Annotated in this window: 12 protein-coding genes and 1 tRNA gene; 7 read left to right on the top strand and 6 right to left on the bottom strand. The window is 48.3% G+C overall.

Translation table 11 applies throughout. From position 1 onward, the window contains the following. Positions 1-93 precede the first annotated feature (93 nt). On the bottom strand, positions 94-1,344 hold the full coding sequence (locus SFA31_RS15485; protein WP_322839394.1) for a NupC/NupG family nucleoside CNT transporter: 1,251 nt from the start codon (positions 1,342-1,344) through the stop codon (positions 94-96). A gap of 105 nt (positions 1,345-1,449) precedes the next feature. After that, entirely contained in the window at positions 1,450-2,382 is a 933-nt protein-coding gene (rihB, locus tag SFA31_RS15480) for a ribosylpyrimidine nucleosidase (protein ID WP_322838788.1), read from the bottom strand. A gap of 132 nt (positions 2,383-2,514) precedes the next feature. Here rihB and yeiL point away from each other — a divergent pair, with 132 nt between their 5' ends. Next, a complete protein-coding gene (gene yeiL / locus SFA31_RS15475; protein WP_322838787.1) occupies positions 2,515-3,207 on the top strand; it encodes a transcriptional regulator YeiL in 693 nt (230 codons plus the stop codon). A 269-nt stretch (positions 3,208-3,476) separates the two neighbouring features. Here the strand turns inward: yeiL and SFA31_RS15470 are convergent. The 3 genes from SFA31_RS15470 to SFA31_RS15460 form a co-directional block, all read right to left on the bottom strand. After that, positions 3,477-3,561: transfer RNA gene (locus tag SFA31_RS15470), tRNA-Tyr, on the bottom strand. A 156-nt stretch (positions 3,562-3,717) separates the two neighbouring features. Beyond that, positions 3,718-4,560, bottom strand: a complete 843-nt coding sequence (gene purU / locus SFA31_RS15465; RefSeq protein WP_322838786.1) for a formyltetrahydrofolate deformylase — start codon at positions 4,558-4,560, stop codon at positions 3,718-3,720. A 45-nt stretch (positions 4,561-4,605) separates the two neighbouring features. Continuing rightward, positions 4,606-5,064: a YchJ family protein gene (locus tag SFA31_RS15460; RefSeq protein ID WP_322838785.1), complete on the bottom strand. Its 459-nt coding sequence runs from the start codon at positions 5,062-5,064 to the stop codon at positions 4,606-4,608. A 100-nt stretch (positions 5,065-5,164) separates the two neighbouring features. Between SFA31_RS15460 and rssA the strand changes: the two genes are divergently transcribed. The 5 genes from rssA to SFA31_RS15435 all read left to right on the top strand — a co-directional run bounded on the left by rssA (position 5,165) and on the right by SFA31_RS15435 (position 10,034). Continuing rightward, entirely contained in the window at positions 5,165-6,040 is an 876-nt protein-coding gene (rssA, locus tag SFA31_RS15455; protein ID WP_322838784.1) for a patatin-like phospholipase RssA, read from the top strand. An 84-nt stretch (positions 6,041-6,124) separates the two neighbouring features. Then, on the top strand, positions 6,125-7,144 hold the full coding sequence (rssB, locus tag SFA31_RS15450; protein ID WP_322838783.1) for a two-component system response regulator RssB: 1,020 nt from the start codon (positions 6,125-6,127) through the stop codon (positions 7,142-7,144). Positions 7,145-7,343: 199 nt separating this feature from the next. Next, positions 7,344-8,249 (top strand): UTP--glucose-1-phosphate uridylyltransferase GalU, encoded by a 906-nt coding sequence (galU, locus tag SFA31_RS15445; protein WP_322838782.1) that lies wholly within the window; start codon positions 7,344-7,346, stop codon positions 8,247-8,249. A gap of 25 nt (positions 8,250-8,274) precedes the next feature. Continuing rightward, the gene (locus tag SFA31_RS15440) at positions 8,275-9,618 is read left to right on the top strand and encodes a UDP-glucose/GDP-mannose dehydrogenase family protein (RefSeq protein WP_322838781.1); all 1,344 of its coding nucleotides are present in this window, start codon (positions 8,275-8,277) and stop codon (positions 9,616-9,618) included. Positions 9,619-9,770: 152 nt separating this feature from the next. Next, a complete protein-coding gene (locus SFA31_RS15435) occupies positions 9,771-10,034 on the top strand; it encodes a hypothetical protein (protein WP_322838780.1) in 264 nt (87 codons plus the stop codon). Here SFA31_RS15435 and hns read toward each other — a convergent pair. Further along, positions 10,024-10,437: a histone-like nucleoid-structuring protein H-NS gene (gene hns / locus SFA31_RS15430; RefSeq protein WP_322838779.1), complete on the bottom strand. Its 414-nt coding sequence runs from the start codon at positions 10,435-10,437 to the stop codon at positions 10,024-10,026. The two genes, SFA31_RS15435 and hns, sit on opposite strands and share 11 nt — an antisense overlap. A 539-nt stretch (positions 10,438-10,976) precedes the next feature. On the opposite strand from hns, the gene tdk reads away from it, so the two are divergent. Beyond that, positions 10,977-11,591 carry a thymidine kinase gene (gene tdk, locus SFA31_RS15425; RefSeq protein WP_322838778.1) on the top strand — a complete coding sequence of 205 codons (615 nt, stop codon included), beginning with the start codon at positions 10,977-10,979 and terminating at the stop codon, positions 11,589-11,591. The last annotated feature ends 1,184 nt before the right edge of the window (positions 11,592-12,775 follow it).

The following is a 12,775-nucleotide window of genomic DNA, read 5'->3' as shown; positions in this document are numbered from 1 at the left end:
TTAATTGCCGGGCAGATGCGCTTTATTGAGGGCTGACAGTAAGACGCCTGTAATCTGGAGAATGGTCGATTGAGTCTGGTAGCCCGCCGGAATTCACCCAATACCGATAAAAAAACCTGCGATAGTGGCGCTCATTAAGTTAGAAAGCGTTGCCGCAATCAGGGCGCGCACGCCCAGGCGCGCTATTTCAGAGGTACGCTCTGGCGCTACCGCTGAAAACGTACCGACGACTACGCCAATCGAACCAACGTTTGCAAATCCGCACAGAGCGAATGAGATAATGGCGATGGTTTTACCGCTGAGCGCGTTCGTCTCAACCAAATAGGGGGCAAAATTGATATAGGCTACAAACTCATTCACCACTAGTTTTTGCCCAATCAGGCTGCCCGCCAGCGTCGCATCCTGCCAGTCAACGCCCATCATCCACGCCAGCGGAGCCAGTATATAACCGAAGATACCTTGTAGACTGATGCCACCGTAGCCAAACCAGCCGCCCACGCCGCTTAGTATCCCGTTCAGCATGGCGATAATGCCGACGAAAGCAAGCACTACCGTCGCCAACCCGGCGGCAATTTTTAGTCCGGTCATGGCGCCGGTTGCAGCGGCTTCAATCAGGCTGCGGGCGGGAACCTCATTGAAGGAAAGCTCATTAAATTTTACCCGTGAGATTTCCATCGCCGGGCTTAGCAGACGGGCAAACAGAATGCCACCGGGGATCGCCATTAGGGACGCTGCCAACAGATATTCGATAGGAACACCCAGGCCGGCATACCCTAGCATCGTTGAGCCTGCAATAGAGGCCATACCGCTACAAATAACGGTAAAAAGTTCGTTACGGTTCAGGCGATTAATAAATGGTTTAACGATGGCCGGAATTTCATTCTGCCCCAGGAAGATCGTGGTGACGGCCACGAAAGATTCAATTTTACTGATTTTTAGTGCGCGCTGGAAAATACCACCCAATATGCGGATGATACCCCCCATCACGCCCATGTAATAAAGTGCACTTACCAGCGCGGTGATAAAGATAATTGCGGGTAAAACATGAAAGGCAAAAACAAATCCCGCGCCATTAAATACCTTATTCATTTGCGGCCCGGCTAGCGGCCCGAAAATAAATGCGCTGCCTGCGTCGCTATAAGCCAGGGTCTGATTCACGCCATAAGCGATTTTTTCTGCAAGCCATTTCCCCGCAGGCAAATACAGGATGGCACCGCCAATAGCGATTTGGATTAACAGCGCTGCCCCCGTGGTACGCAGGCTAATATGTTTTTTATTGGCTGAGAGCAGAAATGCAATCGCCAGTAAAACCATCATACCCAGAACACTTCTTATTATATCCATCATGATGTCCGTTGCTGTCAGCCCAATCTGTAGCGCCATATGAGCAGCGGTATACTGCTCATAGTGTTAAATATGCCCCGGCGGGGCACTTTACCTGGCGCCGGGTTAGTGGTACATGCGCACGCACTCTTCCACCAAATCCCAAAACCATGGGACATCCAGCGTGATGCCCACTTTTGTGTTGGCCGGTTTGCCTAGCACGCCGAGGACATCGCACACGGTGCGGCCATAGCAAGGGCCGCTATTGACGTCTATCTCGACATACATATCCTGAACGTTAAAGGCACCGGGATTAATCAAATAAGCGACGCAGGTTGCGTCATGGACCGGCCCGCCTTCAAGGCCATAATTGGCATACTGGGTTTTTAGCGTGAAATTCATGATGGCGCTAAAGAGCTTGCCCGCAGGACCACCGGCGTTATCCATACGTGAAATAATATTTGGGGTACAAACTGTCTGGTGGGTTAAGTCGAGGCCCATCATCACCAGCGGTGCACCGGATGTGAATACCACGCGCGCGGCCTCCGGGTCAGCAAAAATATTAAACTCGGCAGAGGGCGTGAAATTACCCGTTCCATAAGCGCCGCCCATTAATACTATTTCGCGGATTTTCGGGATAATTTGGGGCTGCATGCGCATTGCGACCGCAATATTAGTTAGCGGTCCGGTGGGTACCAGCGTAATGTCTCCATCGCTGGCCATTAGGGTATCGATAATAAAATTAATTGCGTGTTGAGACTGTGCTTTGCGGGTTAGTGGTGCAAACACCGGTCCGTCCAGTCCGGTTTCACCGTGAATGTTATCGGCAATAATTTGTTGGCGCATAATGGGCTTCGGCATGCCGGAATACACGGGCGTATCAATATTCAGCGCCTGACAGACGTGTAAGCCATTCACCAGCGTTTTATCCAGTGTCTGATTCCCTGCCACGATAGTGATACCGAGCAGGTTAATGGAGGGATGCCGGGCGGCCAGCATAATGGCGATGGCGTCATCATGCCCGGGATCGCAATCCAGAATAATTTTGCGAGCTGTCATATCTTTTCTCCTCAGGGATTTTATTTCACTGATTTTATTGTATAAATTGCTCTACAGGCTGCGTGCTGCTGATTACCATACCAGTGGCCGGGCGAGGTAAAGTATGAGAAATCTCATTGCGAGAAAAGAGTGATGAAGGAAATTCAAAATAAGATCTTGAAACAAAAGCTCATTACAGAATCTGACTACGTTGGGCAATTTGCTACAGATGTGATGTGCCACACACATTTGTTCCAGATTCTGGCAGGGGACTTTGTAGTACGTGAAGGGAATTTGCCCGCCTATCTGTTTTATCTGGCAAAGGGGCGTGCCAAACTGTATGTCACGCTGGCGAATGGCCGCATTGCGCTGGTGGATTTTTTAAGCGCGCCTTGTTTTATTGGGGAGATAGAGGTGCTTGACGATATGCATCAATCGCGGGCAGTACAGGCGATTGAAGAGTGCTGGTGTCTGGCGCTGCCGATAAAACAGTGCCGCGCACAATTGCTGGATGACGCATTATTTTTGCGCCACGTTTGCCTGGGACTGGTGAAGAAGAATATCCGTAATATTGTCACCTCAACGCGTAATCAATCTTTTCCGCTGATAAATCGCCTGGCAGCGTTTATTTTATTGACGCAGAATGCAGAGGTGTATAAAGAGAAACACACTCAGGTAGCAGAGTACCTTGGGGTAACTTATCGCCATTTACTGTATGTGTTTGCGAAGCTTGGCGAACAGGGAATTTTAAGCAGGCAAAAAGAAGGTTACCTGATAAAAAATCGCGCGGCGCTAACCGCCTTAGCCCGTGAAATGGAGCCAGGCGGAATACCACGGCAACGCTAACGTCAGGGGAAAGTTACCGCCTGGCGTGAGGGCAATATTGCCTCCACCGTAATATTCGGTTAACGCTATTTTGTTTTCGGCATTATACCGTACCTGCGTTTAGCTGGAGCAGAGCTCAGATCCTTAATGCCGGTGGTGAAATCACTTCAGGCACCGGTAGAAACACATGAAAACGGCGATGACGGTATAAATAATTAGGGGATATTGAAGTAAATAATTGGCAGAAGGGGACATTCGCTATCCATTTCACCCGTAAACCCGGCGTGAAATGGTGGTGGGGGAAGGATTCGAACCTTCGAAGTCGATGACGGCAGATTTACAGTCTGCTCCCTTTGGCCGCTCGGGAACCCCACCACTGGCCTTAACTGCTTCCTGTTAGAAGCGGGACGCATCATACCAAATGAAACGTCCCTGTAAAGCCCCTAATTCGATGCGTAATGCTGTTTGCGTACTTTTTACGCGTAATGTCTGAAGGTTAGACAAACGCGCGCCGCAGGCAAATCCGGGAAGTCACAGCACAATGGTCCGGTTGCCGTACACGAAAACGCGCTGCGCCAGTACCATCCAAAGCGCCCGGCTGAGTACATTCTTTTCGACGTCGCGACCGGCGCGCATCATATCCTCAGCGGTATAGCGGTGATCGACATGAATTACATCCTGCGTGATGATGGGGCCTTCATCCAGATTGTCATTGACATAGTGCGCCGTGGCGCCGATAAGCTTGACGCCACGCTCATAGGCCTGGTGATAGGGACGAGCGCCAATAAACGCCGGCAGGAAAGAGTGGTGAATATTAATGATTTGATTAGGAAAACGTGCCACAAACTCAGGTGTTAGTACGCGCATATATTTTGCCAATACCACATAATCCGGCTGATGGGCTTCAATGGCTTCCGCCATGCGGAGATCGTGCTCTTCGCGAGTAAGCCCTTCATGGCTAACCAGTTCGAAAGGTATATCAAAACGCTCAACCAGCGTACGCAGCGTATCATGGTTGCCGATAACCGCCGCAATTTCCATTTCCAGCCCGCCAAAGCAGGCTTTCATTAATAGGTCGCCCAGACAGTGAGCTTCTTTCGTTACCAGAATGACCACCCGGCGTCGCCCGGCGGGGTTCAGCTCGCGCACTGAACCTTCAGGCAAGGCTCCGTCGAGATCGGCAAGGAAGGTTTCATCGTTAAAGAATCCCTCAAGTTCCGTGCGCATAAAAAAGCGCCCGGTACGGTGATCGACGAACTCATTGTTTTGCACAATATTCAATTCGTGTTTGTAGCAAATATTAGTAATACGTGCGATGAGCCCCTTTTGATCGGGACAGAGAGTGCGCAATATTTTACGTTGTGTAGCTTGCATTGCCGACGATATTCCTGTTGTAAGCTGATATATGCGCCAGGGACTTTAGCACCCGCAGCACTTTTTAAATTTTTTACCCGATGCGCACGGGCACGGGTCATTACGTCCAAAGATAGGGCGTATGCCATCGATGTAATACCAGCGCCCATTTTCACGGAGAAAACGCGAGCGTTCAATGATAGCGCCAGGCGTACCTTTATCTTGATAGCGGGCGACAAAACTGACGAAACCTTCGTCTTTCTCTGAGGATTCGCAGGACTCGAATAGCGTTAATCCTAACCATTGCGTGGTGGTAAAACCCGCGTCGAGATCGGCGCGCAGACGCTCTGGCTGACATTGCGGATGCCAGCTTTGAATAAGCCATTCTGCATCGTGCATGACAAATGCCGTATAGCGGCTGCGCATGAGTTGTGACGGGGCCTGCGGTAAGCGCTCTCCGCTTAGGTAAGGCCGGCAACATAAGCTATAATCCATTCCGCTGCCACAGGGACAAAGTTGCGACACGGCGTCTCCAGAGTAAGAACAATCAGGCGGCTATGTTAACTGAGCGCAGTAGTTAACGTCACGCTGCGTTTTACCGCCGGGGAAGTAAAACCGAGGCCCGATGAGAAAGAGTAAAATTGGACTGGCGCCGAGGCCGGGCGCCGCCAAAGGCTGCGCCCACAAGGCTGCGATTAATGCGCTGATGCAAGTGGGGATAAAATCTGACATTAAAGCGGGTTGCTCCGCGGGTGCGCGAGTCGGTGCCGCTTATGCCTGTGACCAACTAACATCGCGGGAAAGCTGGGGTAGAGCGTTCCGCTATCGGAATGCATGGCTCTTGATGAATGCTTTCCGGCAGTGCGCAGGCCCGCTGCGCGAAGCGCGCGTATTTAACCAACTCCATCTGCTCGCGTCCCTCGCGTCTGTTGGAGCGATTAAGCGCTTTGGCACCGCGGCGGAAAATTTGAGCATCGAAGGTGAATTTTGGTTAAAAAAAAGGGATTTGCATATGGCTGTGCGGTCGCCGTGCAGCATGCCGGGAGCGCTCGCGTCGGCACTCCATAACGGCTACCCTCTGGTTGACGGCGCTGCGGTAAGTCCGATATCGCTGACGCGCGCGCCAGGGGCCGATATTGTAATTGCCGATGATTTACAGCACGATGCGTATCTCAAGCAGCAAAAGCCGTTGTCAGAGGCATCGCTTCGGGGATCTTTGCCTGACGCTGGCCGGCGTAAACTCCTGCGTGGTTTGGTTACCGGCAGAGCAACCCTGCCGTCAACGGCAATGGAAATCATGCGCCCTTCCATACAGGTGCTGGAAAACCGAGTAAAGCGCAATCGAATGGCAGAGAGCCCGCCGGATATTTTACTGCAACCCTATTGTCCACAAATATCCACGCTGGATTTTCATCGCGCAGAGGAGGCGATTAACGCCGGGACGCTGACGGTTGATAAACGTCGGGATGAATTTCTGCCTTTAGTTCACGTCAATGACTAAACAGAACAATCTTCGGGCAAATCCGACAGGCGCCTGCGGTTATTGCATGCCAATATATATCTATTGTGGGTTTGGGGAGCGAATATGACACAGCCTTTGGTCGGAAAACAGATTCTGATAGTGGAGGATGAGTACGTTTTTCGCTCACTCATTGAAAGTTATTTGCGCTCTCTCGGCGCGGAAATTCGTCTGGCAGCGGATGGCGTTGAGGCACTGGAAAGAATGTCGTCAGGATCGCCGCCGGATTTGTTGATTTGCGATCTTGATATGCCGCGGATGAATGGCCTGATATTGGTGGAAACGTTACGTAACCACGGAAACCAAACCCCAATTCTGGTGATATCGGCAACGGACAAAATGTCGGATATCGCGAGTGCGCTGCGGCTTGGCGTTCAGGACGTATTGCTCAAACCCATCGGTGATTTAAACCGGCTGCGTGAAACCGTACTGGCCTGTATTTATCCCGGTTTCTTTAATTCTCGGGTTGAGCAGGAGGAGAATCTGTTTCAGGACTGGGATGCGTTGGTAAGCGATCCGCAGGCGGCGGTGCAATTATTACAACAACTCCAGCCGCCCATTTCGCAAGAAATTAATGGCTGTAAAATTAATTACCGCCAGCTTATTGCTGCAGATAAACCGGGCCTGGTGCTGGATATCGCCCCGCTTTCAGAGAACGATCTGGCCTTTTATTGTCTGGATGTTACGCGTGCCGGGGATAACGGGGTGCTGGCCGCGTTATTACTGCGGGCATTATTTAATGGCTTGGTGCAGGAACAGCTTGCCGGCCGTGCACAAAGTCTGCCCGAGTTGGGCGTATTATTAAAACAGGTTAACCAGTTATTAAGGCAGGCTAATTTACAGGGGCAGTTTCCTTTATTAGTTGGTTATTATCATAGCGGTTTAGAAAATCTCATTTTAGTTTCTGCAGGGCTTAACGCGACGTTAAATATGCAGAATGGGCAAACTATTCAAGTGAGCAACGGTGTTCCACTTGGGACATTAGGAAATGCTTATCTTAATCAAATTAGCCAACACAGCAATGCGTGGGAGTGCCAAATCTGGGGGCCTGGTGGACGATTGCGCCTTATGCTGAGCGCAGAATAAACGATTGATTATCTAACCTTTGAATATTTTTTATCACGCCAAATCGCGGTGGTAATATCTATAAAACCGTATTCGTATTTTTCTTAATTTACCAACGGCTCGGGTGTTTGGGCAATGATTTCGTTTTTAAGCTGATATACTCGACCCCGATTTTAATTGACTAACAGGCATTATGCCTGAACGGTCCAGGAGAATTTCAATGGCTGCTCTAAATTCAAAAGTGAGAAAAGCGGTGATCCCGGTTGCGGGATTAGGGACTCGAATGCTGCCTGCAACAAAGGCCATTCCTAAAGAGATGCTGCCGCTGGTGGATAAGCCGTTAATTCAGTACGTCGTCAATGAATGCATTGCCGCCGGAATTACGGAAATAGTACTGGTTACCCACTCTTCTAAAAATTCAATTGAAAACCATTTTGATACCAGTTTTGAACTGGAGGCTATGCTGGAAAAACGCGTGAAACGCCAGCTGTTAGCTGAAGTTCAGTCAATCTGCCCGCCGCACGTCACTATTATGCAAGTGCGCCAGGGGTTGGCGAAAGGATTAGGCCACGCGGTGTTATGCGCCCATCCCGTGGTGGGTAATGAGCCCGTCGCCGTTATCCTGCCTGACGTGATTCTGGATGAATATGAATCTGATTTGAGCCGCGATAACCTGGCTGAAATGATCCAGCGCTTTAATGACACCGGTCATAGCCAGATCATGGTGGAGCCCGTCGCAGATGTTACGGCTTACGGCGTCGTAGATTGTAAAGGCGAAAAGCTGCAGCCTGGTGACAGCGTGCCAATGGTCGGTATTGTCGAAAAACCGAAGGCATCGGAGGCGCCGTCTAATCTCGCGGTTGTCGGGCGCTATGTACTAAGCGCAGATATCTGGCCTCTGCTGGCCAAAACACCGCCAGGCGCTGGCGATGAAATCCAGCTTACCGACTCTATCGCGATGCTTATGGATAAAGAAGCCGTTGAGGCATATCACATGAAAGGGAAAAGTCACGATTGTGGTAACAAGCTCGGATATATGCAGGCCTTTGTGGAGTATGGGATCCGCCATGACAGCCTGGGCCCCGATTTTAAAGCCTGGCTGGCGGAAAACCTGGGCGAGAAATAAACATTTATTGCAACCGGGATAAGCTATGAAAGTGGCGGTATTTGGCATTGGCTACGTAGGACTCGTGCAGGCCGCTGTGCTCGCTGAAGTCGGTCATGATGTGATGTGCATTGATGTCGATGAAGCCAAAGTAGAGAATCTAAAGAAAGGGAATATCCCTATTTATGAGCCGGGACTGACGCCCCTCGTGGCTAAAAATTACGAGGAAGGGCGGCTGCGTTTCAGTACTAATGCGCATGAAGGGGTTGAGCATGGGATGATGCAGTTTATTGCCGTTGGTACTCCCCCTGATGAGGACGGCTCTGCGGATTTGAAATACGTCACCGCCGTGGCGCGGACCATTGCTGAACATATGAGTTCGCATAAAGTGATCCTGGATAAATCAACGGTACCCGTCGGGACTGCGGATAAAGTGCGAAATGTCATAGACGAGACGCTAAAGGCGCGCGGTGTGGAGATCCCCTTTGATGTTGTCTCCAACCCCGAGTTTTTAAAAGAAGGTGCTGCGGTGGCCGATTGCAAACGCCCTGAGCGTATTGTTATCGGCACCGACAATGAAGACGTGGTGGTGGATCTATTACGGGAGCTATATGAACCGTTTAACCGCAATCACGACCGCATGATTTTCATGGATATTAGAAGCGCTGAACTCACTAAATATGCGGCTAATTGCATGCTGGCGACGAAAATCAGCTTTATGAATGAAGTTGCCAATTTGGCTGAGTATCTTGGCGCGGATATTGAAAAGGTGCGCCAGGGTATTGGCTCTGATTCTCGTATCGGTTATCACTTTATTTATGCAGGCTGTGGTTACGGCGGCTCCTGTTTCCCTAAAGATGTTCAGGCGCTAATTCGTACCGCTGAACAGATAGGCTATAAACCACGCTTATTAAAAGCGGTAGAAGATATTAATAACGACCAGAAGCTAAAACTGCCTCAGTATATCACCCGGCATTTTGGTGAGGATTTACGCGGTAAAACTTTTGCTTTGTGGGGGCTTTCATTTAAACCTAATACGGACGATATGCGTGAAGCATCAAGCCGGGTATTAATGGAAGAGCTATGGAAACGCGGCGCCTGCGTTCAGGCTTACGATCCTGAAGCAATGGATGAAACGCAGCGTATATATGGTCATCGCGATGACTTACGTCTGGCGGGAACAAAAGAGGCGGCTTTACATAAGGCGGATGCGCTGATTATTTGTACCGAGTGGCAAAGCTTTCGGGCGCCAGATTTAACGTTCATCCAGCAGGCGTTAAATCAGCCGGTAATATTTGATGGCCGCAATCTGTTTGATCCTGAGCGCTTGAAGCGCCGTGGATTTACTTATTATGCGATTGGGCGGGGCGCATCGTTACTTAACGCCTGATTAATATTTTCTTTCTGTCAAGCCATCTCACCGCAATTTCGGGATGGCTTTTTATGTCTTGTACGCCATTATCTGACGTAGTCTTAAGGCAAATCGATAGCCAGTAAAAAGATATGGAGATTAACCACTACCTCTCATACTTCTGATAGCGCGTGGATAAACACCTCTGTGGCAGCGTATACGCTTTTACAGATAGCGGCGTTGGGGTAGGCGGAATTGTAGAGCAAGGAAAGGCAGAATTTTGCCGTAATACGTATTCTAATAACCGACGAACACGGCTTGCTGCATTGAGATACAAAGAAACTTTAGCCAGAGGGATTAAAAGGGGTGAGATAATATTCTTATATATTGAATGGATTGAATATGTAAATAAAAAACCCGCCGAAGCGGGGTTTTTTAAGGGGCTTATTCTTTAATAAGGAAATCGTCTAGTGATTTACCTTGTTCTTCCAGCGCCTTTTTGATTACTGCCGGAGTGCGGCCCTGGCCAGTCCAGGTTTTGCTTTCACCGTTCTCATCAATATAGCTATATTTTGCAGGACGGGCGGCGCGTTTAGATTTGGTTCCGGTTTTTGTCCCACCCATTGCATTTAACAGGTCGTTAGGGTCAATACCGTCAGCAATAAGCATTTCACGATATTGTTGTAGTTTACGGTTACGCTCTTCAATTTCTGCAGCAGCGGCGCTTTCTTCTTCACGACGCTCATTAACAACGACTTCCAGTTTTTCCAGCATTTCTTCCAGAGTTTCCAGAGTACATTCTCTGGCCTGCGCACGAAGAGTACGGATGTTGTTCAGAATTTTAAGTGCTTCGCTCATTGTAGTAATCTCGAACTTATATTGGGGTGGTTTGTTTGACTAATAATAGAGCCTTAATTGTAGTTCTGCAATAGGGTGAAATGTGTGGATTGAAAAATGTCATGTTATTTCCCCGGTTTTAATATTCCTTTAAGTTAAATTGGCTTGAACTATCTCACAGAAAAACTGTTGCAAATCAATTTTTCTACATTATAGAAGAGAAAGAAAATGTATGAGAAAGAGAAACATGTGTTTATTTAGTGATTCTAGTGAGATTAAGCGTTTAACTAACATTGTTTTTAGTAGCAGAATCTGAGGGTTATATAATAATTAATGTTCAAGTCAGCGCAGGGATTAGCCGGTTAATGCATTAATCCTCGGTATAACCGCTCTTTTCTGGTTAAAAGTCTTCTTACCCTCTGCCGGGAAATCATTCGCGCTGGCTTATATATAGGGAAAGTCGCCGGCCAAACGTATATTGTTAGCGATATACGAGTTAATGGATATGCTACAATCATTACCTTTCGTTATTACGCTACTCTAGTTGGGGTTTTTCTGCGATGGCGCAGCTCTATTTTTACTACTCTGCAATGAATGCGGGGAAATCAACCGCATTACTTCAGTCATCATACAACTATCAGGAACGCGGAATGCGTACTTTGGTATACACCGCCGAAATAGATAATCGTTTTGGCGCAGGCAAAGTGAGTTCCCGTATTGGACTTTCTTTGCCTGCCAGGTTGTATAATCCACAGACACCGTTACTGGAAGATATAAAAACAATACACGATCAAGAAACTATTCATTGCGTATTGGTAGATGAGAGCCAGTTTTTGACGCGTCAGCAGGTATACGACCTTTCTGAAGTCGTCGATAAACTGGATATTCCCGTTTTATGCTATGGGCTGCGTACAGACTTTCGTGGAGAACTCTTTACCGGCAGTCAATATCTTTTGGCATGGTCTGATAAGTTGGTTGAATTAAAAACAGTTTGTTTCTGTGGGCGCAAGGCCGGAATGGTGCTGCGATTGAATCAGGACGGGAAACCTTATGAACAAGGAGAACAAGTGGTTATTGGCGGTAATGAGCGTTATGTTTCAGTATGCCGTAAACATTATAAAGATGCGCTGAATCAGGGTTCCTTAAAAGATATTCAGGCATCGGCTCGGGGGTGATTCTATGGCTGCCTCTATTTTGCACTGGATTTTGCCCTATCGGGAGAGTTAATTGCGTAAAGCGCTGTTTCCCACATTAACAGCGCTGATAATGTCTAAATCCAACAAAGAACGAATAACCCTTCATTATAGTGATGAAAAATAATGCTTCTTTCCTGAGTCCTGAATAAGTTTCTATTATCTGTTTTTGTCATCAACGGAAGATGTGATGTATGACGGAGCCGCGCGATTAATAAAATGGCGAATAGTTGATTCAGTCGGGATGTCCGGTTTAAGTATCATCATAGAACCTTATAACAAGTATGGTTATAAGGCGCTAAGGGAAGCATCAGTACAGGCTTGAGCTCGATATAGATTAATAGTTTCATCAGGAAAGATAAAACCAGTGTCATGGAAAATATGAATAACTGATGAGAATTATAATTTAATGAGTTTTTAATTTGTTGGTTTTTGACTCTGACTGGTAATTCGCTTTCCCTTTCAGGCTTTCTGCCGCCAGACCAGTGTCGGTTGCGATACGCGCAGCTTTGCGAACCGCAGTTTATGGCATAACGCGATTATCTTTATTACGGTGGCTTAGCGAGCGGTACAGGGCTGTTACGACGTATTTTGATGCACGGGGTTCAGCGAGCGCCTGCTGCTATGAGAACTGACCTGTCAGACGGCATGCCATAAAAAGTTTCAGGGGCAGGGTGAGGGCCATAGCCGGCTTACATCAAAAGAGCATACCAAGTAGGGCTCCAATGAAAAAGCGGCTAACACCACGCCCATTATTCAGCCAACTTTCGCGTTAACGCACGCTATCGTGCTTAACGGGTTCTTTCTACCAAAGCCGTCTTTCATATCGAGTTATAAGGCTGTGCCTAAATGTTTAAAAAGAGATATTGGACGTTTTGCCCGCTCGCGTTCTAAAAGTAGATCAGCAGCAAAATCTATTGATAGTCAGCCATTTCTGAAGATAGTGATTTCTCGTAGAGGTTCAAAATCGCCTCCTGTCAACGTTGCGCTAATTTTGTTCCAGAGCCGCATATTAAAATATCGTGAGTGGCATCGGGCGTTACTCTATAAAAGGAATCGGAGAGCGGGGAATCACCGGGCCTTCAACGCGTAAATTTCCGTTAATGGTAAAACCTGCTTTTATAGAGGAGGCGCCGATTGCGGCAGGTAACCGCTCACGGCGCGTA

It is taken from the genome of Erwinia sp. HR93 (assembly GCF_034555055.1).
In the GTDB taxonomy this organism is placed as follows: domain Bacteria; phylum Pseudomonadota; class Gammaproteobacteria; order Enterobacterales; family Enterobacteriaceae; genus Apirhabdus; species Apirhabdus apintestini.
The sequence above is the reverse complement of the archived record's forward strand: the minus strand, read 5'-3'. Positions and strand labels throughout refer to the sequence as shown.